This window comes from Ekhidna sp., from assembly GCF_965212185.1.
Taxonomy (GTDB): Bacteria; Bacteroidota; Bacteroidia; order Cytophagales; family Cyclobacteriaceae; genus Ekhidna.
The window spans coordinates 544,097-566,057 of sequence record NZ_OZ243102.1 but is presented as its reverse complement, the minus strand read 5'-3'; the positions used below and the strand labels follow the sequence as shown (position 1 = coordinate 566,057).

Here is a 21,961-nt window from a genome sequence, read left to right as displayed (position 1 = left end):
ATGAAATACTTCCAATCAGTTCTATTGGCGGTGTTAATGTTGTGTTTCACCACCATTAATGCTCAATATCAAAAATACATTGACAAGGCCGATGAAAAATATGAATCTGGAGACTATTCCTCAGCCAGAAAACAAATTGAAAAGCTAAAGAAAAAAGCGACCAAAAGCTTGGGCTACAGCAATCCCTACAACGCAATAGCATTGGTTAAATCTTCTAAGATAAATGTAGGATTAGGAGAGCTAGTAAGTGTGATGGAGCCATTGCAGGAGGCAGTTGCAATGAGTGCGGAAGTGAATGGCACCCAAAGCGCTGAACATGCCTATATTTTAATGGAGTCCGCTGATGTTCTAATCTCGTATGGAAATTTCCTAATGGCTAGTGAATTCATCGAAACAGCTTCCTCAGCCTTTGAATCATCTGGATCAATGATTGAAGATATCAAAGCGAAACTTGATGTTCAAAGAGCTCAAGTGCTTTCGGGAAAAGGATTCTATAGTCAGGCAATAAATCTGGTAAACAATCAGGAAGATTATTACTTACAGCGTGCGCTTTCTGGTGAAGGAGATAAAAGACAACAAGAGGATAGAAAAGAAGAATTTGCAGAAATGATGATCGTAAAAGCAAATTCACTACGGCACATGGGCAACTATCAATCTGCCGATTCTGCATTCATCTCAAACCTACAATGGGTCGATGACAATTTGAAAAAGAGTCACTTGCTATGGTCTAAAAATGCATTTTTAAATGCCAAGCTTCTTGAAGAGAATGGACTTGCTATAGAAGCACAAGCAAAACTTTATGAAGACGCTTATATCTGGGCGGTAAGAAAATACGAATTATCACACAACACAGTGATGACTATGCAAGCGAACCTCATGCGTGCGTATTATCAAAATGGACAAAAGTCCAGGCTTAAAATCACACAAACTGACTTTAAGAAGTCTCTTCGAGAATTTGACAAATCAAGCATTTTCAACCTTGCTGATGATAAAATGGATTTAGCATTTGATCTGGCCGATCAGGATATAAAAAGGATGGAGACCAACATTAATAAAATGCTTACCAGTCCAACGATACCAGAATTTCATCAGGAGCGAATAGAACTACTTGAATTAGCTAAAAAAGTAGCCTTATATGCAGGAAATCATAAAAATACTGAATCGTACGACAATGAAATTTTAAGAATTAAGGAATTTTTATTAGGAACAGAAGCGCCGGAATACCATTTAACAAGAGTGAAACTCGCAAATTATTATGTTGATTTCACTGATAAATTCACTGAAGCAAAAGAAATCTACGACCAGAGCTTCCATGCAATTGTGGAGCCAGAAATTACAAAAGGGCATGTGGATTATCTGGAGATCATGAATCACCTTGCGAAGTTCTATGAGGAAACGGATAATTATGAAAAAGCATCTGAAATATTAGATGAGGCATTGCTTACCGCTCGCGTCAAGTATGATAATGAAGACATAGAATATGGTCGAGAACTTGAGAAAATAGCTAACCTTCAAATTAATATTGGTGAGTATGAGAAAGCAAGTGAAAACTTAGAAAATGCGATTCGCATTATAGGCAACACCAAGACTGATGAAGCTAAAAGTTATCTCGCCTCTGCATACATCACCAAAGCAAAACTTCTGACTATTGAAGGAGAATATGATGAAGCTGAAGATCATATTTATGACTCTGAAGATTTGCGAGCGGCTGGTGCTTTAACAACCGATGTTACAGGCCTAAGTTTTCAGGACGACTTAGGAGCGCTTTACACAAGCATTGGACGATACTCTGATGCCTCTGTATTACTCTCAGAATCACTCAAAGAAAAAAACAGTCAATTTGGCCCTTCAAGTCGCCACTTGAACAGAACCCTCGTGCTTAACGCTCGACTTAATCTTATTAAGGGAGATTATACAGAGGCTGAACAACAAGCAAGAAGAGCAAACACCATTGCAACCACCACATTTGGTGAAAACTCGTCCAAAGTTGTTCCTTCAATGCTCCAACTAGCTGATGTATATACTACAATTGGAGACTATGATAAAGCCGAAGCTTTACTTAAAAATTCAATTCGTATTCAAAAAGAGAAGTTTGGATCTGAGCACGTAGATGTGGGTAACTCAACATCTAAACTCGCACTGGTCTATTTTTATCAAGACAAACCGCTCCCTCAAATTCAATCACTTTTCCAAGAGGCAGAAAGAATCATTGGTAAAAAACTAGGGTCCAATAACCCAACATATGCCGAAATTCTTAAAAACATGGCCATTGCCAATATTGCAGCTTCAAATTATACACTTGCATTCACCTACCTGAATCAGGCAGAAAGTATTTGGAAAGCCAAAATTGGCAAAAGAAATAACATCAATGCGGCAATTTCTTTGGTGCTAAAGGGGGATATTTTCTATAAGCAAAAGAATTATACCGAAGCAGAAAAGTACTATGAGGATGCTCGGAAGCAATATCAAAGAGTATTTAATGATACACACCCAGAGTACGTGAAAGTGCAATCCAAGCTTAGTAAAACTTATTTCATGCAAGCACGCTTTAAGGATTCGCAGGATGAAATGGAAGAAGTGCTAGCAAACTATAAAAACTTTATCCAGGATTATTTTCCAGCTCTTAGTGAAAGGGAAAAAGCCAAATTTTGGAATACTATCAAAGGTGATTATGAATTCTACAACACACTAATAATTAGTAGAAACAGAAGTACAAGATATATTGGTGAGCTTTATAACAACGCGCTTTTAACAAAGGCTTTACTCTTAAACTCATCCATCAAAGTTCGTCAGCGAATCATGAATAGTAATGATGAGGAGCTGATTAGTATGTATTCCAAATGGATTGAAGATAAAGAACTTTTAACCGCCGCACTGTCCATGAGTGTGCAGGATTTATCAGATAATGGAATAGACCCTGCAAAATTGGCGAATGATGTAGAGCTTCTTGAAAAGAATATAAGCTTGAAATCAGAATTATTTTCTCAGAGCGCGGATAGCCGCACAATCATATGGGAAGATGTAAAGAGTGCACTGGGTGAGAATGAAGTTGCTATTGAAATGGTTCGATTCCGTGTATTTGATCATGTATTTACAGATTCAGTTATGTACGCACTCTTATATGTTAAAGGAGATAAACGATCTGAGCCCAAAATGATACTATTGGAGAATGGTGAAGAATTGGAAAATAAATACCTTAAGACTTATAGAAATAGTATCAAGTTTAAAATTCAGGATAACTATTCCTATGAGCAGTATTGGCAACCTATTGAGCAAGAAGTAGGTGCGGTTTCCACCTTGTATTTATCACCTGATGGGGTGTATAATCAAATCAATTTGGAAGCAATACCAACACCTGATGGAAAATATGTCCTTGACAATTCAAATATATTGCTCATTAGCAATACCAAAGATCTGTTTTTGAATAAGATAAGGACGAAAGTTGTTGCTGAAAAAGAGTACGCAATGATGTTTGGTAATCCTGAGTTTTATATTCAAACCCAACCTGGCAGACCCCTTGCAAGCTCTGGTTTGACACGATCTACTGCAGAAGTTGTTAGTCCGCTTCCTGGAACAAAAGCAGAAATTGAAGAACTAAATGATTTGCTAGACCGAAAAGGATGGAGTACGGATAAATATACAGAGAGTGAGGCATCAGAAGCGACAATCAAACTAGTAACCAATCCGAAGGTATTTCATGTAGCAACTCATGGATTCTTTAAGGCTGATCCTCCAAAAGTGTCAGCTTTAGATCAAGAATATAATGAAACCGCAGCGTATGAAAATCCACTTCTAAAAACAGGTCTTTTACTTGCTGGCGCAGGGGATATTCTAAATCAGACTCAATATAACTACAACGTTGACAATGGGATTTTGACAGCCTATGAAGCAATGAATCTTAACCTAGACCAAACTGATTTGGTAGTTCTATCAGCATGTGAAACAGGTCTTGGTGAATTACAAGCGGGTGAAGGTGTATATGGTTTACAACGAGCATTTCTTGTGGCTGGTGCTAGAACGATTGTGATGTCACTCTTTAAAGTAAGTGATGAGGCTACTCAGCAATTAATGATCAAGTTTTACCGTAAATGGATCGAGACAGGAAACAAGCGTCAGGCATTCATAGATGCAAAGAAAGAAATCAGAAATGAATACAGAGATCCTATTTATTGGGGACCATTCGTGATGATCGGATTGGATTGATAATTATTAAACAAAGACATTAAAAGGGGTACCAAAATTGGTACTGCTTTTTTAATTCAAAATAAACCTCCCTGAATTTCTTCTAATTCAGGATAGTATTTTTTTTTCTTGATTTCAGGAACATTCCCCAGGTAGACTCTATTAAGTTTTTTGTTAGGTTTAATTGGATTACATGGATAATAATCCAAAGCTCCGTCGGATAATGGTTTGATAATAGCTTTTGCCTGCTCTACAGATCCATTGAGCCATGTATCATCATCCCTAGGATCAACAATATAAATCATTCGAGATTCTGCAGAATATGCCGGTTCATTATGAATCCATGCCATTTCTTTATTTGCTCGGCCTGTAACCAACGTTACTGTATTAATAGGTATACCATCCGTCCTATCTTGAAAGGTCTGCCATAAACCTGCTACTAAAAACGGTTCGTCAGATTTTTGATGAACATAATATGGATATGCCACTCCATTTTTCTTGTGATGATCAAAGAATCCATCCAACATCACCAAGCATCTTTTTGATTCGGCAGCATCTTTATAAATGCTTCTATCAGAAAATATCTTGTCATCTCTAGCATTCAGTGTATTCATCGGCCTGCCACTTATTTGAGGAGCATATACAAAAGGTACAAATGCCCAATGATGAAAATTTACAATATCTGGTTGCTCATTGGTTATGACAGGCAAGTCAGGTTCATCAAAACCATTTAAATGGTGCATAGCAGGAAACTTAATCATTACTTGTTCCCACATTTTAGCATCACCATATCTCTTAGCGTAATGCTGAGCTTTCTTTGTCATGGTAGATACATCGTAACACATACCTTAAAGATAAGATTGATTAGATAACAAAAAACCCTGACTGCAACTTAGCAGTCAGGGTTTAGAGATTTGTTTCTATGTAAGAGGAGTATTATTCCTCGTTGTAGACTTTAATTCCATTTCTCTCGATGATATCCTTTTTAAGGATTTTAAAATCATCAACATCAGGATTCATTTTAATAGCTTCTTCTATCGCAGTTAAGGCATCTACAATCAATCCATTCTCTTCATAGAATGAAGCATAGATGACTTTATTAAGCGGGCTGCTTTCGTCAACCTCAGCTTTTAGACTATTCAACCCTTCAGCATATTGGCTTGGGTTTTCAGGTCTTTTGATTGCGATATCTCCAGAAGAAACATCTTGGTTTTCTTTTGCTTTTACGTTGATGATCCAAAGACCTTCTTCGGTTTGCATTTGCTCCTGAGTAAAATCAAGCTCGATCGTGTTTCCAGCTACTTCTTCTTTCATGATTTCTTCATCAAAGATATTTTTCACTGTAACGATGAATGTATTTTCTTCCATTCCTTCCGGAGTATCCCAGTTTAGGATAGCATTGTCTCCAAGAACGCTAGCGTCCTCAGCTGGAATCAATACCTGGATTTGCTCATCACCAGCTAAAGCTCTTGAAACTGCACCAGTTGCATTCAGTCTAGCTCTGTAGTTTGGCTTTTCTTTCTCATTCATCTTATTTGCTAAGAAATTGGCATATCTACTTGAAACACTAGATGCTTTAGTATTAACCATTTTAGCAAGATCAGAAACTTTCTTCGTACCAGGAGTTCTAACCTCTAGGGTTTTACCAGACTTGTGCATCAATCCGATATAAGCCCCTTGCGATGCGATTAACTCATCACCGTCGCTAAGTGTAGCTCCTGTTTTTAGTGCAACAGCAGTGGATGCACCTTCTTTTTTAACTTGATTCTGACCCTTATTGGCCAAAACTCTAAATGTATATCCTTGCCCGTTAGCTACTCCAACGGCGAAAACAAGCATAGTGGTAATTGCGATAGAAACAAACTTTCTCATAATAATTCCAATAATAATTTGGCGTTTTCTAAATAATTTATAATCGTGATACTTTAAATAATTCTTTTCTTCCTTCTTTGGATAGTGAATTTTTCACCACCCCGTAAAATACTTCCAATCCGTCACCCGATAGGGCAACAGCAAATAATAATAATGTAAGATCCAATTTGAAACTAAATATATCCATGAAGTAAATCATGATATAAATAATTCCTACAAACTCTACCAGCTGGATGACTTTAGTTATACCATCATACCATTTTGGCAGTTTTTTGTATATCCAGGAGAAGGCCATGATATTCAAGAATAGCATAATAAATGCCACAGCAATCTTCTGCCATTCTTCCAAATAAAATATATAATTCTCATTGAGAATCATGGATACAATATTTGCATGAATAACTCCTCCATACATGTCTGGAAATGCTCGGCCAATATATTTCTCATTCAGTGGTGTAAAAAACTTGTCTTCAAAATTTTCTCTGTCTCCCAGATATTCACCCAGAAAACAGAAAATAACCACTTTTCCTTCAATGATGTCTGGTGTATAATTTGCACCAAAAACATCCCCTACATCCAAAGCATAGTATTTGTTACCGAACTTTGTCGCTCCATAATCCAGCACATTACCCCTGTAGTTAATGACTTCTTCCTCATTACCCCTATCTATAAAAGTTTGCGCATTTTCAGGAGCTAAATAGGAAGCCAATTTTACTGCAAATGCTGTATGCGTTACCGAATCAATCGATGTAAGTGTAGGATTAAATGTTCTACACATTTTTAAATCCTCCTGTACTTCAGCATCAGTTATCAAATTAGCAAATGCGGGTTCAGCGTTGAAGGTAAACCATGGCCAAGAGGTATGTACAGAGTCAATTGCATCAATTTCAGGATTATAAAGAACTTTAGTAACCATAATCAAGTTCTCAACCCTGCTAAGTGCATCCATTAGCATCATATCACCCAGTGTATCTTCCTTCGGATAATCAAAAAATGAATCTACTCCGATCACGGCCGGGTTATGCTGACTGATTGAATCAATCATCATGGCAATACCGGCTCGGGATTCCAACCCCATGTTTACAAGCACCACATTTTCATCTGCTATTGGATCATCCAATAATTGTGAAAAGTAGATGTCGGTAAACTCCATGTCTCCAAAAGCATCTCCAATTGGATCAAATATGTCAAAGACCTTAAATGCGGATACCGATCTAAACATCAGCATCAGCGATATAATAAAAAGTGTTCCCAGGATTACATCCCGCCAGAATCTTCTAAACATTGTCTATTCGTTGGTGAGTTAGTTAGTTAAGATTATATATGCAATTAAAACATTTATCATCAACGTTCATAATCACCTTATTAGAAGAATTCAATTTTATCTTCAAATTACGCAATAAAAACATTAATAATCGGCCTATGGATTCAACTTTTCGGCGAACACCTAATATTCATCTACAAGACTTAATAGATGGCCTGACGAGCGGAAATAGGGTTTTTCTAAGTAAATCAATCACTTTAGTTGAAAGTAAAAGAGAAGATGACAAAAAACTCGGCGCTGAGTTAATAGATCAGATCATCGGAAACACTGGAAAAAGTCTTCGAATCGGTATTACTGGAGTGCCTGGTGTTGGGAAAAGTACCTTTATTGAAGCTTTTGGAAAAAAATTGACTGCAGCTGGCAAGGAAGTGGCCGTTTTATCAGTCGATCCAAGTAGTAATCGTACCCGAGGTAGCATATTAGGTGATAAAACAAGGATGGATGAATTATCTAAGGATCCGAATGCATTCATCAGGCCGTCTGCCGCAGGATCAAGTCTTGGTGGAGTAGCATCAAACACCCGGGAAGCTATTTTACTATGTGAGGCAGCAGGTTTTGATATTATAATAGTTGAAACCGTAGGAGTAGGACAAAGCGAAACAGTAGTAAAAGATATGGTTGATTATTTCTTACTGCTTATGCTGGCAGGCGGAGGAGATGAACTTCAAGGAATTAAACGAGGAATCATGGAAATGGCCGACCACATTGTCATAAACAAGGCAGATGGATCTAATATAAAGGCAGCCAAAAAAGCCAGAGAAGATTATAAAAATGCTGTTCATCTATTTCCCCCAAATGAATCCGATTGGATTATTCCTGTAGGAGTTTGCTCAGCAATTGAAAAAACGGGGATAGATGAGGTTTGGATTGAAATTGAAAAATACGAAAGTCATATTCATGGGAATGGATGGTTTGAGGAAAATAGAAAACGACAATCCATTCGATGGTTTCATGAACGAATTCAAGCAAAGCTTGAGGAAACATTTTATGCTAAACCCAACATTAAAAAAGAAATAAAAAAAAGGGAGGAGCTAATCTCCTCCCAAAAGCTTTCTGTTCGTAAAGCCGTTGATGAACTGTTTAGTTGAATGAATATTTTACCCCAATTCTATAGTTTCGACCTACGCTGTTAAATCCTGCAATTGCCTGATAATCAGCGTCAAAAATATTCCTAACCGAACCGGTTAAAGTAAAATTATTCCAATCGTAGGTTGCTGTAAAATCAAACAGATCAAACGACTTACCATTTACCTCCTGAGTAACGAACGAGGAGTTATCAAAATACCGTAGCGGCCTCTCTCCCGTGTGTAAATAACTAATCGAAGTAGTCAAATTAGCTGAAGCTTTAAATGACAAATTAGCACCATATTTATGAGCTGGTATTCGATATAATACCTCATCGTTTAGCCTTCTGGTAAAAGTATAATTTCCACTTATTGAAAACTTACTTGACACATCAAATGATGAAACGATTTCAAGTCCATCCGTTTCAATTTCCTCTCCTGAATTTTCATACTGTGCAGTATAGATGATCATATTTTCATCGTTACGATAAAAATAAACAGCATCAAATTGAATTCTATTGAGGTATGCAGTTGCACCAAACTCGGCTGATTGGGACTCTTCTGGCTTCAATTCAGGATTAGGTCCGAATGGTCCGAATAATTGAAATAAACTAGGTGAAATAAATGCTGTGGCATAGGATCCAAAGACTTTTACTTCAAAATCATTTAATTCGAAGAGATAAGAAGGGTTTAGATTGTATACAAAGTTGGATCCATAATCACTATGAACATTCAATCGGCCACCAATCTGCATATTGAAGTTATTTTGATCGTAGATGAATGTGACGTAAGGATCAATCATATTAAAACTTTCTTGTTCTGTGCCAGGCTGTGAGTATGAAAGTTTTTGATAGTTAAGACCACCAATAAGCTTAACCTGATCACCTAAATTTTGATTGATCAGAAGGTCTATCTGATAATTTTCTGCATCATATTCTGACAGTGTTCCAAATGATTCGAATATTCTATCAAGATTGTTCATAAAGAGATTTCCCTTGATACCACCACTGTTCCATTTATACGATGGTCTTATGCCCAATCGAACTTGCTTATACTCTGAAAAGTTAGTTTCTGAGTCAGTAAATGCTCCCACATCAAATTCATTTTCGAATTGATCATATCCTCCTGTAAAACCAACAGAAAAAGCATTATTAAATTGGTAGTCTGCCTTTCCTAGAAAATTAAAACCCTCAAATCCATCTTCATCAAAATTATTTGATCCCGACTCATCTTTTGCAGCTGAAAATCCATTTGATTTATTGTAGCCTCCATTCAGCAGGTAAGAAACTTTATTTTTGCTACCATATACTCCAACATTCCCCTTGAATGTGTTAAAACTTCCATATTCAGCATTTGCCTGTCCTGCTAAACGATCCGTATTTGCTTTTTTAAGTTGAATGTTAATTACACCAGCTGCTGCTCCAGTTCCATATAATGTACTAAGTCCACCTTTCAATACTTCAATTGATTCGACTTGATCCAGATTCAATAATCTCAAATCATATGTTTGATCAATTCCAGAGGCATCATTGAAGGGCACCCCATCAATTAACACTAAAGTTCGTTTGCTGGACGCCCCACGAACGAAATAATCGATATTGGTACCAGGTGTGCCAAAATTCCCATCCATTTGAACACCAGGCACTTGATTAAGCACATCTGCCACTGTACTAGCGCCGCTAGCCTCAATCTCCTTTCGCGTTACTTTAAAAATAGATTTACCTGACTTCTCAACAGGAACTTCACTTTTGGTGCCTGTTACCACCACTTCGTCCAGTTGGACGGATTTGAGGGAGTCCTGTGCCTTGACAGTCCAGCCCAAACATGCTAATGCGATGAATAATTGTAGTTTCCTCATAGAATTTTTACTATGAGCCTCGTTAAGAAAGAATGGAGTTAACCCCTTCCTCTGCTTTCACCCGAAGCTTCGAATTAATAAATAACAGTGGCAGGTCTCCTGGCTTTTCTGATTTTGGCTTCCTTCCCATAGTGACAATTTCGTCTCTACAGTGGCTTTCATTAGACCAAAACTTTCTTCAGAACTACAGTTGCGGGGACAGCTCTCGATTTTTAACCTTCGCTAATCACGAGATTCCCATTTTAATCCAAAATCAAGTCAAATGATTTCAGAACCATTGTCAGTGGCAAACTTAAGCAACATAATAGGTTGATACGCTACTTTTGAGATATGAAAAGAATCATTTTCGGAATAATTATTCTTCAGATGGCATGTTCAGTCCCTAAAAGCGAAAAATCTATCGTTTTTGAATCTAGCGAATTGAAATACGCTAAAGGATTTCATTTTGAAAAGGATATGGAGGGTTCAGAATATTTGATCGTAGATGAACCATGGCCAAAAGCCAGTGAATCAATAAGGTATCAATTAGATCAACCTCTGAAGAGAATCGTATGCACTTCCACCTCCCATTTACCATTTTTTGAAATGCTAGAGGTAGCGGATTTAGTGATTGGGTTTCCAAACCTAAGCTACATTTCGTCTCAAACTTTTATCGATTTGGCGGAAAAAGGTAAACTCACAGATTTGGGACCAGATGGAACCATGAATATGGAATTACTACTTGGCATTAATCCTGATGCTGTTATTGCTTTTGATAGGGGTGGTGAATCACAAACATTAGATAAGATCAGAGAGGCAGGCATTCCGGTCTATTACAACTCAGATTTTTTAGAGCAATCACCTCTTGGTAGGGCCGAATGGATAAAGTTTTTTGGAGCGCTAACCGGAAAACGAGATATGGCCGATTCAATATTTCTAGAAATTGAACGGGAATTCCTAAGGTTGAAAAATCTGGCTTCAAACACTCAAGAAAAACCAACCATTTTAAGTGGAGTGGTATATGGGGATACCTGGTTTCTTCCTGGTGGGAAGAACTGGGCGGCTACCTTTTTTAGTAATGCAGGAGGACAATATTTATGGCAGAGTGATACAACATCCGGTTGGTTAGAATTAAGCTTTGAGGCGGTATATGATAAAGGAAATGATGCTGATCTTTGGATAGGCACATCAACCTTAAACACACGCAAAGAAATGCTAAGTCAAGATAGTAGATATGGATCGTTCAGGGCATTTGAAAAAGATGAAGTATATAATTACAATAAAAGGATTGGTCCTAATGGAGGTTATGATTTCTTTGAGTCTGGATACTCCAGACCAGATATTGTGCTTTCTGATTTAATTAAAATCATTCATCCGGACTTGATGCCAGAATATGAGACTGTGTACTTCCAAAAATTGCCATGATAGAATCTCACTTAGATGAATCTAAAAAGAAATGGAGGCTAATATTTATAGCACTGATTTTGGTGCTAGGTGTGGCTTTTATTCTCAGCATTTCATTAGGCTCTGTTAATATTCCTTTTGGATCAATCATCGATTACTTTATTGGCCAATCAGAAAATCAAATTTGGACAAATATTATTGAGAACTTTCGAATACCTAAGGCATTGACGGCCCTACTGGCTGGCAGTGCTTTAGCAGTCAGTGGTTTGCAAATGCAAACATTGTTTAGAAATCCACTGGCTGGTCCTTTCATCTTGGGAATAAGTTCAGGTGCTGGTCTTGGTGTTGCACTGGTCATATTTCTTGGAGTGTGGCTTGGTGGTTTTATTGAAATGACCGGTATTGGTAGAAGTTGGCTCCTTGTGGGAGCATCCGGATTAGGTTCATTTATTGTTTTGTCCATTGTACTGATAGCTTCATTTAGGATAAGATCCGGTGTTTCCTTGTTAATCATTGGCTTAATGTTTGGTTCGGCTGTCAGCGCCCTGGTAAGTATTCTCCAATATTTTAGTCAGGCGGAAAATATTCAAGCTTACGTCATTTGGAGTTTTGGGAGTTTGGGAAGTCTTTCCTGGGAGGAACTTCGAATTTTAATGCCAGTTATAGTACTCTCATTGGCTGCATCATTTTTACTTTCTAAGCCACTTAACGCATTGCTATTAGGAGAAAATTATGCCGAATCTTTAGGTTTGAATTTAAAAAGTGCCCGCATGTTGATAATTATCAACACGAGTTTACTAGCTGGCTCGGTCACCGCTTTCTGTGGGCCGATTGCTTTCATTGGATTAGCCGTTCCGCACATCTCAAGAATGTTATTTAATACAGGTAATCACCTTCTTCTCACACCATTAGTGATTCTGGTTGGAGGCATTCTGCTTTTATTATTTGATACCTTGGCGCAACTACCAGGATTACAGGAGACCCTACCAATAAACGCTGTAACATCATTATTTGGAGCACCATTTGTCATCTGGCTGATTCTCAGAAAAGCCAACCTAAACTACCGATTTTGATGGCACTTCTTGAAACAAAAGATCTGACAATTGGGTATGGTGCTAATAAAGTGCTGATGAGGGATATCAATCTTGAAATCAGTCCCGGTCAATTAATTGGCTTGGTAGGACAAAATGGAGTTGGCAAGTCAACTTTTATTCGCACCATTTGCGGATTACACACAAAACTGGCCGGTAATATTTCATTGAGTGGGTCATCAATAGAAGAGCTAAATCCAAAAGATATTGCCAAAAAAATTAGCGTTGTTTTAACTGGCAAACCAGACTCACTGAACCTCTCAGTATTGGAGTTAATAGCTCTTGGCAGGCATCCCTATTCTGGTTGGTTGGGAAATTTAAAGAAATACGATAAGGAGAAAATCGAAGAATCTATTTCTGCAATGGAAATTAACTACCTGGCAGAAAAGCGACTTTATGAATTAAGTGATGGGCAAATACAAAAAGTGATGATCGCAAGGGCTCTTGCACAAGAAACTGATTTAATCATATTAGATGAGCCTACATCTCATTTGGACTTGAAAAACAAAATTGATGTATTGGATTTGCTAAAAAAGATTACTAATTCGGGTAAAAGTGTCTTGATCTCAACCCATGAAATTCAGCTATCTGCGCAGGTCTGCGACTCTTTTTGGTGCATGGATTTTGGACAAAAAATGCTGATTGGAGAGCCTAGAGAGCTGATTTTAACTGGAAAGCTTCAAAAATATTTGCATATTCCGAAAGAAACGTTATTGTAAAAAAGAAGGGGCCCTGGCGGGCCCCTATATATGGGTGAGAATAATCGTAACCTAACCTAACCGAATAGAAACGTGCCTTTGCACGCTAAACCCACCCATTTCACCTAATCACCAATATGTGGTACGTAAATAACAGAAAAATGATTGGGAAGGTTTAAATATTTTTTTGTCAAGTGATTGACAAACGGATGACTATATGCCTAACTTAAAGAATCAACACACCAATATCCTCGTATTATTGGCTTTATAACAATTCTCAATGCAGAAAATAGTAATCATTGGTAATGGCATAGCCGGCATAACGGCTGCCCGACATATAAGAAAACTTTCTGATCATCACATTACTGTTATCTCCGGTGAGACCGATCATTTTTTCTCTAGAACAGCATTGATGTATATCTACATGGGTCATATGACCTATGAACATACCAAACCCTATGAGGATTGGTTTTGGGATAAAAATAAAATCAATCTGAAACGAGTATGGGTGAAATCGATTGATTTTACTCAGAAAGAAATAAAATTTGAAAACGGAAATTCTCAGGAGTATGATAAGCTCATTCTGGCGACAGGGAGCCAGTCAAATAAATTCGGTTGGCCAGGTCAGGATTTAGAGGGGGTGCAAGGGCTTTATTCGTATCAAGACCTGGAATTGATGGAGAAAAATACACACAACATTGATCGTGCTGTCATCCTAGGAGGTGGACTAATTGGAGTGGAAATGGCAGAAATGCTTCACTCCAGACATATTCCTGTTACCTATCTCATTAGAGAAAAACATTTTTGGGACAATATGCTTCCGAAAGAAGAAGCCACATTAATTGATGGTCATTTATACAAGCACGGCATTGATCTCCGACAAGAAACCGAACTGGAAGAGATTTTGGATGATGGCAATGGAAAGGTAAAAGCAATTAAAACGAAATCTGGAGATGTAATTGAATGTCAGTTTGTGGGTCTGACAGTAGGTGTCCACCCAAACATAGATCTGGTCAAAGAATCAAAAGTAGAAACTGATAGAGGCATTTTAGTTGATGAGTACCTCCAAACGAACATTCCTGATGTCTATGCAATAGGCGATTGTGCGCAATTAAGAAATCCACCTAATCACAGAAGAGCTATTGAGGCTGTTTGGTATGCGGGGAGAATGATGGGTGAGACAGTGGCAAGAACGGTTGCCGATAAAAAGACAGAATACAAACCAGGTATATGGTTCAATTCTGCAAAGTTTTTTGATATTGAATATCAAAATTATGGCACTGTGCTTCCAAAATGTCCTGATGATTCCTCCTCTTTTTACTGGGAGTGTGATGATCATGAAAAGTGCATGAAAATCATTTACAAAAAGGATTCACTCGAAGTACAAGGTGTAAATCTTTTTGGAATCAGAAACAGACATGAAGTATGGGATAAATGGCTCAATGAAAAGCGGCCCTTAGAATACATTATTGCCAATTTGCCAAAAGCGAACTTTGATCCCGAATTCTATAAACATTGGGAAGGTGAGATACAGGAGCAGTTTAATGAGGAATTCCCGGATAAGAGTGTTGGAGTGAGGAAGAAAGGGTTTTTGGAAAAGATTTTTGGCTAAAAGACCTTTCAGGTTTTTAAAACCTAAAAGGTCTAAAATTAAAAATATGAAAGCAATTAGATATACCGGACTTATTTTATTTCTGTTCTCACTGGGACTATTCCTGGGAAGTTTTTTTCTGTCAAGCTTCTCTCTAAGTGAAGAGACATTTGAGTCTATTGTCAAGGAAGAGCATAAAGGGAAATTAAAGCCTGAAATTGAACCTTTATTTGGAAAAGAATACAGCCTCAGTATCCCCTTTGTGAAGGCCATAAATGATGCTGTAGAAACGGTTAATAAAGAAGCCAGAGCAAATCAGGAATGGGATAAAGTCATCTACGATGATTATGCAGGATCGTTAGCTAGATCATCGGCAAAAGGTGCTGTTCCAAATAACAAACTACTGTTTCTAATTCTGATTTATGTAGTGGGAGCTATCGGAGCACTCATGTTTATTGTACCACAGGCACAGTTAAATGGCCCCCCTGGAATTAAAAACAATCACATTTTTCAACACGCTCTTAACAATAGAGGCTGGATGGGGATTCTTACCGGAGCATTACTAATTGGCTTCTATATTTTACTTTATTTCTTCCCTGCCTACATAACCAACTGGATCATTATTGTTGACCCACTCCAGAAATTGATCAATCCATCAGCTTCCTCTAGTCAATGGTTCTTGTATGGATTCCTTTACACGTTTGCCGTAGTTGTGATGGGGGTTCGAATGATCATCAAATATCGGCATAGCAAATACCAGGTGTTCAGAACTTGCTCCGTCATGTTCTTTCAGCTTGCATTTGCATTTTTAATCCCTGAAATACTCGTAAGACTAAATCAGCCCTATTTCGATTTCAAAAACATGTGGCCTTTGGATTACGATTTCTTTGATGCCTGGCATATCAATACACTCACTTCTTCAGGCGGATTAGGAATATTCATGTTCGTATGGGGAATCACATTATTTGTAGTTGGCGTGCCTGTATTTGTTTATTTCTTTGGGAAAAGATGGTACTGCAGCTGGGTATGCGGATGTGGTGGACTTGCCGAAACAGCAGGCGACCCTTTCAGACAACTTTCTGATAAGTCCACTGAGGCTTGGCAAATCGAGCGATACCTGGTACATGGAGTATTGGTATTTGCTGTAATTATGACCGGGCTTGTTCTCTATAATTTTTTTGGTGGAGATTTTTACCTGGCATTCAATAAGTGGATTGTACTTGAAGCAGTAGCTATTATAGGTGCCTCGCTTTTCATTCTTCATAGAAAGTACTACCCATCAATGTCAGGCAAAAAAGTGAGAAATGTGGTTGCTGGGATCGCTGGATTTTTTGCAATTGGCATCATCCTCAGTGAGGTTTCAGTTTTTGCTAAATATATGCCTGTGGATGGTGATAACTTTGGATTTTCTAGTGGGAATATCCGAACAGTTTATGGATTCATGATTGGTTCCATTTTCTCAGGAGTGGTGGGTACCGGATTTTATCCATTGATGGGTAACCGGGTTTGGTGCAGGTTTGGGTGTCCGCTTGCCGCATACCTTGGACTGGTTCAACGATTTAAATCAAAATTCAGAATCACCACTAATGGTGGTCAATGCATTTCATGTGGTAACTGTTCCACTTATTGTGAAATGGGGATAGACGTTCGATGGTATGCACAAAGAGGGCAAAATATTATTCGATCATCTTGTGTAGGGTGCGGTGTTTGCTCCGCGGTTTGTCCGCGAGGCGTCCTTAACCTCGAAAATCGTGATGAAGAAGGACGATTTAACCAACCTATTTTGCTTGGAAACAATAGTATCTCCGTAAATAATTAGTATGAAGAAGATTATTCCATTTGCCTTGATAATAGCCGGATGTGTTGGCCAAGACATTTTAATAGATGAAGTAACCCCGGAGGTTCGTATAACCAACCCAATCAGCACAATGGAGGTGAATACGAGTTATCAGTTTGAATACATGTTCCTGGATAATGTAGGAATGGAAACAGAACCATCATCTGTTTTGTGGACAACCTCTGACATGTTGAAACTAACCATTGACAATGCTGGCTTGGCACAGGCTATAGACAATGGAATGGTGACTGTTTCAATTTTTGTATCCACAGGAGAATTGGAAGCTGATACCTCTATCACATTTGAAATTACCGGTGATCCTACCATGATGTTGGAGGGTGATCGCTCCGGAACGATTACTACAACCAGTAGCTATGTTTTGGAAGGGGATTTCGTTCTTTCTGAAGATGGAGAAGATCTGATTATTGACATTGATGAGAACTATCGAGCGGATGATAATCTACCTGGCCTGTATGTCTATTTAACAAATAACCCTAATTCCCCCAGTGGAGGATATGAAATTGGACCGGTGCAGGTTTTTTCAGGAGCTCATCAATATGTGATTCCCGAAGTAGACATCTTTGAATATGATTACCTATTCTACTATTGTAAACCATTTAAAGTCAAAGTTGGACATGGAGAAATTGAATAGTTTAAAAGTCTTTCTGATTGCGCTGCTCGCTTTACCAATGCTTGCATATGCTGGAGGTGGATGGACAAAGCCAAAAGGTGAAGCCTATTACAAAGTTTCGCAATGGTGGGTGGTCGCTGCAAAACATTACACGGGAACCGGAAGTACAGACCCTAATATTACTACAGGTATATTCAATAGCTCTATTTACGGAGAGTATGGAATCACAGATCGCATTACTGGTATTGTCTACTTTCCCTTTTTCTCAAGAACTTATCGGAATGAACAAGTTTCAGGGACAAATGGAATGGTAACATCACCAGGAGAATCAGTGAACTCAATTGGTGATACCGACATAGCAATTAAGTATGGAATAAGTAAACCAGGCAGCAAATTCGTTTTTGCTGGTACATTGCTGTTTGGACTTCCCTTGGGAAATGATTCAGGGGGTAGCGATGGATCATTGCAGACAGGTGATGGAGAATTCAATCAAATGCTTCGGCTTGACCTTAGCAAGTCATTTTCAGTTGGAAAAATAAATGCCTATGCGAACATTTACAGTGGCTTTAACAATCGAACAAAAAACTTCTCTGATGAATTTAGAGCCGGTGGAGAAGTGGGAGGTGCTTTTCTAAACAACAAGCTCTGGGGCATTTTTAGAGTAGATATGGTTGAGTCATTACAAAACGGATTGAGTTCCGCTGAGGGGAGCAGTGGGGCAACCATTTTCTCGAATAACACGGAATTTGTGGCTTATACTTATGAAGCGGCATATTATGCTACTGAAAAACTGGGGTTCTCCGCATCTTACAGTGGAGCATTTAGCGCCAAGCTCATTTTTGCTGCTCCTTCATATTCTGTTGGAGTGTTTCTCGATTTAAAATAGCTGTCCATTTAATAATTATCTTCTCATCTTAAACAAAAAAAATGGGACAAAAAGGAGACAAACACACCAATGAAGCACAACTTTCGGCAGAACTTATTGTCGAAAAATTATCGGGGATTGGTGGAATTACATCAAAGAAAATGTTTGGTGGTCATGGCATTTTCCATGATGGGAAAATGTTCGGAATGGTTGATCCAAAAGGAAAGGCAGCACTTAAAGTAGATGAAAAACTTGAGAAAGAATACCTTGAGATGGGGAGTACTAAACATGGAAAAATGCCTTACTATTCCATTCCAGATAATATTTTGAACTCCGACGAGTTTGTCGAATGGGCAAGAAAGTCTATTGCTATTTCTTAACGTTTAATAATTGAATAACATCCAGAATTAAGAATTTCAATAAGCTTCTAATATCTTCGTGATAATTGAAATGCTTATGAAATACCTTCATCTCATTGCTTTACTATTCTTAATATTCAATTGTAGTCAGTCAATTGAATATCCTCCTTTAGTAGAAGAGACCGTTCATTTGAGAGACAGCTCAATGGCTCCATTCTATCATGGGGTAGCCTCTGGAGATCCGCTGTATGATCAAGTGATCATTTGGACTCGGGTTACTCCGCGAGATTCTTTGCCTGATATCGATGTGGTATGGGAAGTTGCATCAGAGAGAAATTTTCAGGACATTATCAAAAACGGAACCATAACAACAAACCCAGAGAAGGATTATACGGTCAAGGTAGATGTGGATGGGCTTGAAGCCGGAACCAGTTATTACTATCGATTTCATGCCCTGGGCAGCAGCTCCATGATTGGAAGAACAAAAACAGCATCAATGGAGGCTGATGAACTCAAATTTGGTGTTGTCAGCTGCAGCAATTACGAATGGGGATACTTTAACGCATATGGTGCTCTTGCGAATGAAGAATTAGATGCTGTGATACACCTTGGTGACTATATATATGAATACGGTCCCGGAGGATATGGCGATACTTCGATAAACAGGAAACACATTCCTGCAAAAGAGATCATTACCCTTCAGGATTATCGTTCGAGATACTCTCAATATAGATTAGATAAAGATTTGATTGCCGCTCATGCCCGCCATCCATTCATCAACATTTGGGACGATCATGAGATAGCCAATAATTCCTATAAAGATGGAGCTCAGAATCATCAAGCTGATGAGGGTAGTTATGAAGAGAGAAAGCAAACAGCTCGCCAGGTATTTTATGAATGGATTCCGATTCGTGAAGGGGAATCGCATTATCGAAAATTTGAATATGGCGATCTTGTAGATTTATTTATGCTTGATGAAAGACTAGAGGGAAGGACCTATATCGCGGATAGTTTAGGAGATCCTTCACTAATGGATTCATCACGAACCATGTTAGGAGAAGATCAGCGCAACTGGCTAATTACAAATCTTCGCAGCTCAGAATCTAAATGGAAGATGATCGGAAATCAGGTGATTTTTTCTTATTTGAATTGGGGACTTGAGTCATTTAATATCAATTTGGATTCATGGGATGGCTATCCCTTCGAACAGCAACTTATATCTGATGTATTGAAAGAGCTTAATAACGTTGTTTTTATTACTGGCGACACACATACTGCTTGGGCTTTTGAAGCAACGAATAAGCCCTTTAATGAATATGATCAGAAAACAAGTGAGGGTGCCTTTGCAGTAGAGTTTGGCGCCACTTCAATTAATTCTTCTAATTCCAATGAATCATATTCAGACAGTCTTGTCTTACTGCATGAAAAGAAAATTATTGATTCCGACATCAATCCTCACCTAAAGTGGGGCAATATGAGGGATCATGGATATATGATCTTGACCTTAAACGCAGGAGAAGCTAGTTCAACATGGAAGTTCATGAAGACTTTGAAAGAACCAAATCTTGATATCAAAGAAACCAAAACTATTTATGTGAATAGTGGGGAGGTGAAGTTGAGAGAATAGCTAAATCTCTGTCAAAATAAATAGTAACATAAATAGCACAAAAAATGCCGGTACAAGACCACATGATAACCGGAAATCAGTGTATTCTTTGTTTTTGACAACTATTGCTGAGAATAAAAGAATAATGATTGAAAATACATTTCTGTAGGTATAGATAGATCCATTGATGATATAATCTTGAGACGTCCCCACCAGCTTCACTCTTGCTGGTAAATCAAATAGTGCAGAGTATTTGATAAGAATCTTATTGCGATCATTAATTGAATAGCCAGTCATAAAGTCAGAAGAAGTAGATATTCCAGTACCCTTATCAGTAAGAATCGTAGTTTCAAATGGTTTTTGTCTGATTTCTACAATATTTTCAACTTGTTGATGTGGTTGAAAATAGTAATCCACTGTCAACAAAATTCCAAATACAAAAAACATCATATTGGCCACACGTTCATATCTATAAAAACGAGTCTTCAGTTTAACCAGATAAATGATTCGATCCCTCTCCTGTTTAACTCTTTTTGCCCGATATTCTTCTCTATGCTTCTGATATGATGTTACTTCTTCAATATTTGTTTTAACAGGAACACCACTTAAAAACAAGTCATAGAGACTTCTAGAAGTAGGATTAGACAAAATTTCATACGCTTCATTGATCAAGATCATCCGATCAGCTGCATCAGCAGCAGGATTTATGTCTGGATGATACAATTTGACTAACCTACGATAGGCTCTCTTAATTTCTGTTTGACTGACAGAATTTCCGACTTCAAGGATTTGGTAATGATTCATGAGCGCTTAAATCTATAAAGAGAATTTATTGTCACTGTCATGATAAAGTCATTTTTAGTGCTTCCATAAACATACCTTTGCGCTTCACAAAAAAAGTGCATCTTGAGTAAGCCAGACATACGAGTAATTATCCCTGCTTTTAATGAGCAAAACGCCGTTGGTTTAGTCATTGATGAAATTCCCAAAGATTGGGTTTCTGAAATCATTGTGGTCGATAATGGCTCTACAGATGACACTTTTGAGCAAGCAAAAACGAGAAGTGCAACCGCTCTTAAGGAACCTAATCGAGGGTATGGTAATGCTTGCTTAAAAGGAATGTCGCACATTGCTTCATCTCCTACTAAGCCGGATATTGTTGTTTTCCTTGATGGAGATCATTCTGATTATCCAGAGCAATTATTAGATCTGGTTAAACCTATTATTGAGGAGGAAGTTGACTTGGTGATTGGATCAAGAGCCCTTGGTGAAAAAGAAAAAGGAAGCATGACTCCACAACAAGTATTTGGAAATTGGCTAGCAACTGCATTGATAAAACTTTTCTATCAGAAAAAATATACTGATTTGGGTCCATTTCGTGCCATTAGATATGAAAGTCTGATAGAAATTGGCATGAATGATCGAACGTATGGCTGGACTGTCGAGATGCAATTAAAGGCTGCTAAACTAAATTTGCAGACGAAAGACGTACCTGTGAACTACAGACAAAGAATTGGGGTTTCGAAAGTGAGTGGAACGATCAGAGGCACACTTGGTGCAGGCTATAAAATCATCTATACAATCTTTAAATATCTATAAA

17 protein-coding genes and 1 riboswitch are annotated in these 21,961 nt (G+C 38.1%); of the genes, 12 read left to right on the top strand and 5 right to left on the bottom strand.

Annotation, left to right across the window (positions count from 1 at the left end):
* Positions 1-4,203 carry a CHAT domain-containing protein gene (locus ACOMC3_RS02520; RefSeq protein ID WP_420317953.1) on the top strand — a complete coding sequence of 1,401 codons (4,203 nt, stop codon included), beginning with the start codon at positions 1-3 and terminating at the stop codon, positions 4,201-4,203.
* Between the two features lie 56 nt (positions 4,204-4,259).
* Here ACOMC3_RS02520 and ACOMC3_RS02515 read toward each other — a convergent pair whose 3' ends face one another.
* The 3 genes from ACOMC3_RS02515 to ACOMC3_RS02505 form a co-directional block, all read right to left on the bottom strand.
* Positions 4,260-5,006, bottom strand: a complete 747-nt coding sequence (locus ACOMC3_RS02515) for an SOS response-associated peptidase (protein ID WP_420317952.1) — start codon at positions 5,004-5,006, stop codon at positions 4,260-4,262.
* A gap of 112 nt (positions 5,007-5,118) precedes the next feature.
* Positions 5,119-6,054: a hypothetical protein gene (locus ACOMC3_RS02510; RefSeq protein ID WP_420317951.1), complete on the bottom strand. Its 936-nt coding sequence runs from the start codon at positions 6,052-6,054 to the stop codon at positions 5,119-5,121.
* Positions 6,055-6,091: 37 nt separating this feature from the next.
* Positions 6,092-7,339: a CHASE2 domain-containing protein gene (locus ACOMC3_RS02505; RefSeq protein WP_420317950.1), complete on the bottom strand. Its 1,248-nt coding sequence runs from the start codon at positions 7,337-7,339 to the stop codon at positions 6,092-6,094.
* Between the two features lie 137 nt (positions 7,340-7,476).
* Here ACOMC3_RS02505 and meaB point away from each other — a divergent pair, with 137 nt between their 5' ends.
* A complete protein-coding gene (gene meaB, locus ACOMC3_RS02500) occupies positions 7,477-8,466 on the top strand; it encodes a methylmalonyl Co-A mutase-associated GTPase MeaB (RefSeq protein ID WP_420317949.1) in 990 nt (329 codons plus the stop codon).
* Here the strand turns inward: meaB and ACOMC3_RS02495 are convergent.
* On the bottom strand, positions 8,459-10,300 hold the full coding sequence (locus ACOMC3_RS02495) for a TonB-dependent receptor plug domain-containing protein (protein ID WP_420317948.1): 1,842 nt from the start codon (positions 10,298-10,300) through the stop codon (positions 8,459-8,461). The two genes, meaB and ACOMC3_RS02495, sit on opposite strands and share 8 nt — an antisense overlap.
* A gap of 71 nt (positions 10,301-10,371) precedes the next feature.
* A riboswitch (cobalamin riboswitch) is annotated at positions 10,372-10,594 on the bottom strand.
* A gap of 36 nt (positions 10,595-10,630) precedes the next feature.
* Here ACOMC3_RS02495 and ACOMC3_RS02490 point away from each other — a divergent pair.
* The 9 genes from ACOMC3_RS02490 (at position 10,631) to ACOMC3_RS02450 (ending at position 20,382) form a co-directional block, all read left to right on the top strand.
* On the top strand, positions 10,631-11,704 hold the full coding sequence (locus ACOMC3_RS02490) for an ABC transporter substrate-binding protein (RefSeq protein ID WP_420317947.1): 1,074 nt from the start codon (positions 10,631-10,633) through the stop codon (positions 11,702-11,704).
* Positions 11,701-12,756: an iron chelate uptake ABC transporter family permease subunit gene (locus ACOMC3_RS02485; protein ID WP_420317946.1), complete on the top strand. Its 1,056-nt coding sequence runs from the start codon at positions 11,701-11,703 to the stop codon at positions 12,754-12,756. Before ACOMC3_RS02490 ends, ACOMC3_RS02485 begins: the two co-directional genes overlap by 4 nt.
* Positions 12,756-13,493, top strand: a complete 738-nt coding sequence (locus ACOMC3_RS02480) for an ABC transporter ATP-binding protein (protein ID WP_420317945.1) — start codon at positions 12,756-12,758, stop codon at positions 13,491-13,493. The genes ACOMC3_RS02485 and ACOMC3_RS02480 overlap by 1 nt, the downstream gene beginning before the upstream one ends.
* 259 nt (positions 13,494-13,752) lie before the next feature.
* On the top strand, positions 13,753-15,084 hold the full coding sequence (locus ACOMC3_RS02475) for an NAD(P)/FAD-dependent oxidoreductase (protein WP_420317944.1): 1,332 nt from the start codon (positions 13,753-13,755) through the stop codon (positions 15,082-15,084).
* A gap of 46 nt (positions 15,085-15,130) precedes the next feature.
* Positions 15,131-16,882, top strand: a complete 1,752-nt coding sequence (locus tag ACOMC3_RS02470; protein ID WP_420317943.1) for a 4Fe-4S binding protein — start codon at positions 15,131-15,133, stop codon at positions 16,880-16,882.
* Between the two features lies 1 nt (position 16,883).
* Positions 16,884-17,552 (top strand): DM13 domain-containing protein, encoded by a 669-nt coding sequence (locus ACOMC3_RS02465; RefSeq protein WP_420317942.1) that lies wholly within the window; start codon positions 16,884-16,886, stop codon positions 17,550-17,552.
* A complete protein-coding gene (locus tag ACOMC3_RS02460) occupies positions 17,536-18,417 on the top strand; it encodes a hypothetical protein (protein ID WP_420317941.1) in 882 nt (293 codons plus the stop codon). The genes ACOMC3_RS02465 and ACOMC3_RS02460 overlap by 17 nt, the downstream gene beginning before the upstream one ends.
* Before the next feature lie 41 nt (positions 18,418-18,458).
* The gene (locus tag ACOMC3_RS02455; RefSeq protein WP_420317940.1) at positions 18,459-18,776 is read left to right on the top strand and encodes a TfoX/Sxy family protein; all 318 of its coding nucleotides are present in this window, start codon (positions 18,459-18,461) and stop codon (positions 18,774-18,776) included.
* 76 nt (positions 18,777-18,852) lie between these two features.
* A complete protein-coding gene (locus ACOMC3_RS02450) occupies positions 18,853-20,382 on the top strand; it encodes an alkaline phosphatase D family protein (protein WP_420317939.1) in 1,530 nt (509 codons plus the stop codon).
* Here ACOMC3_RS02450 and ACOMC3_RS02445 read toward each other — a convergent pair whose 3' ends face one another.
* A complete protein-coding gene (locus ACOMC3_RS02445) occupies positions 20,383-21,165 on the bottom strand; it encodes a J domain-containing protein (RefSeq protein WP_420317938.1) in 783 nt (260 codons plus the stop codon). It abuts the gene before it with no gap.
* A 102-nt stretch (positions 21,166-21,267) separates the two neighbouring features.
* On the opposite strand from ACOMC3_RS02445, the gene ACOMC3_RS02440 reads away from it, so the two are divergent.
* On the top strand, positions 21,268-21,960 hold the full coding sequence (locus ACOMC3_RS02440; protein WP_420317937.1) for a glycosyltransferase family 2 protein: 693 nt from the start codon (positions 21,268-21,270) through the stop codon (positions 21,958-21,960).
* Position 21,961: the final 1 nt, after the last annotated feature.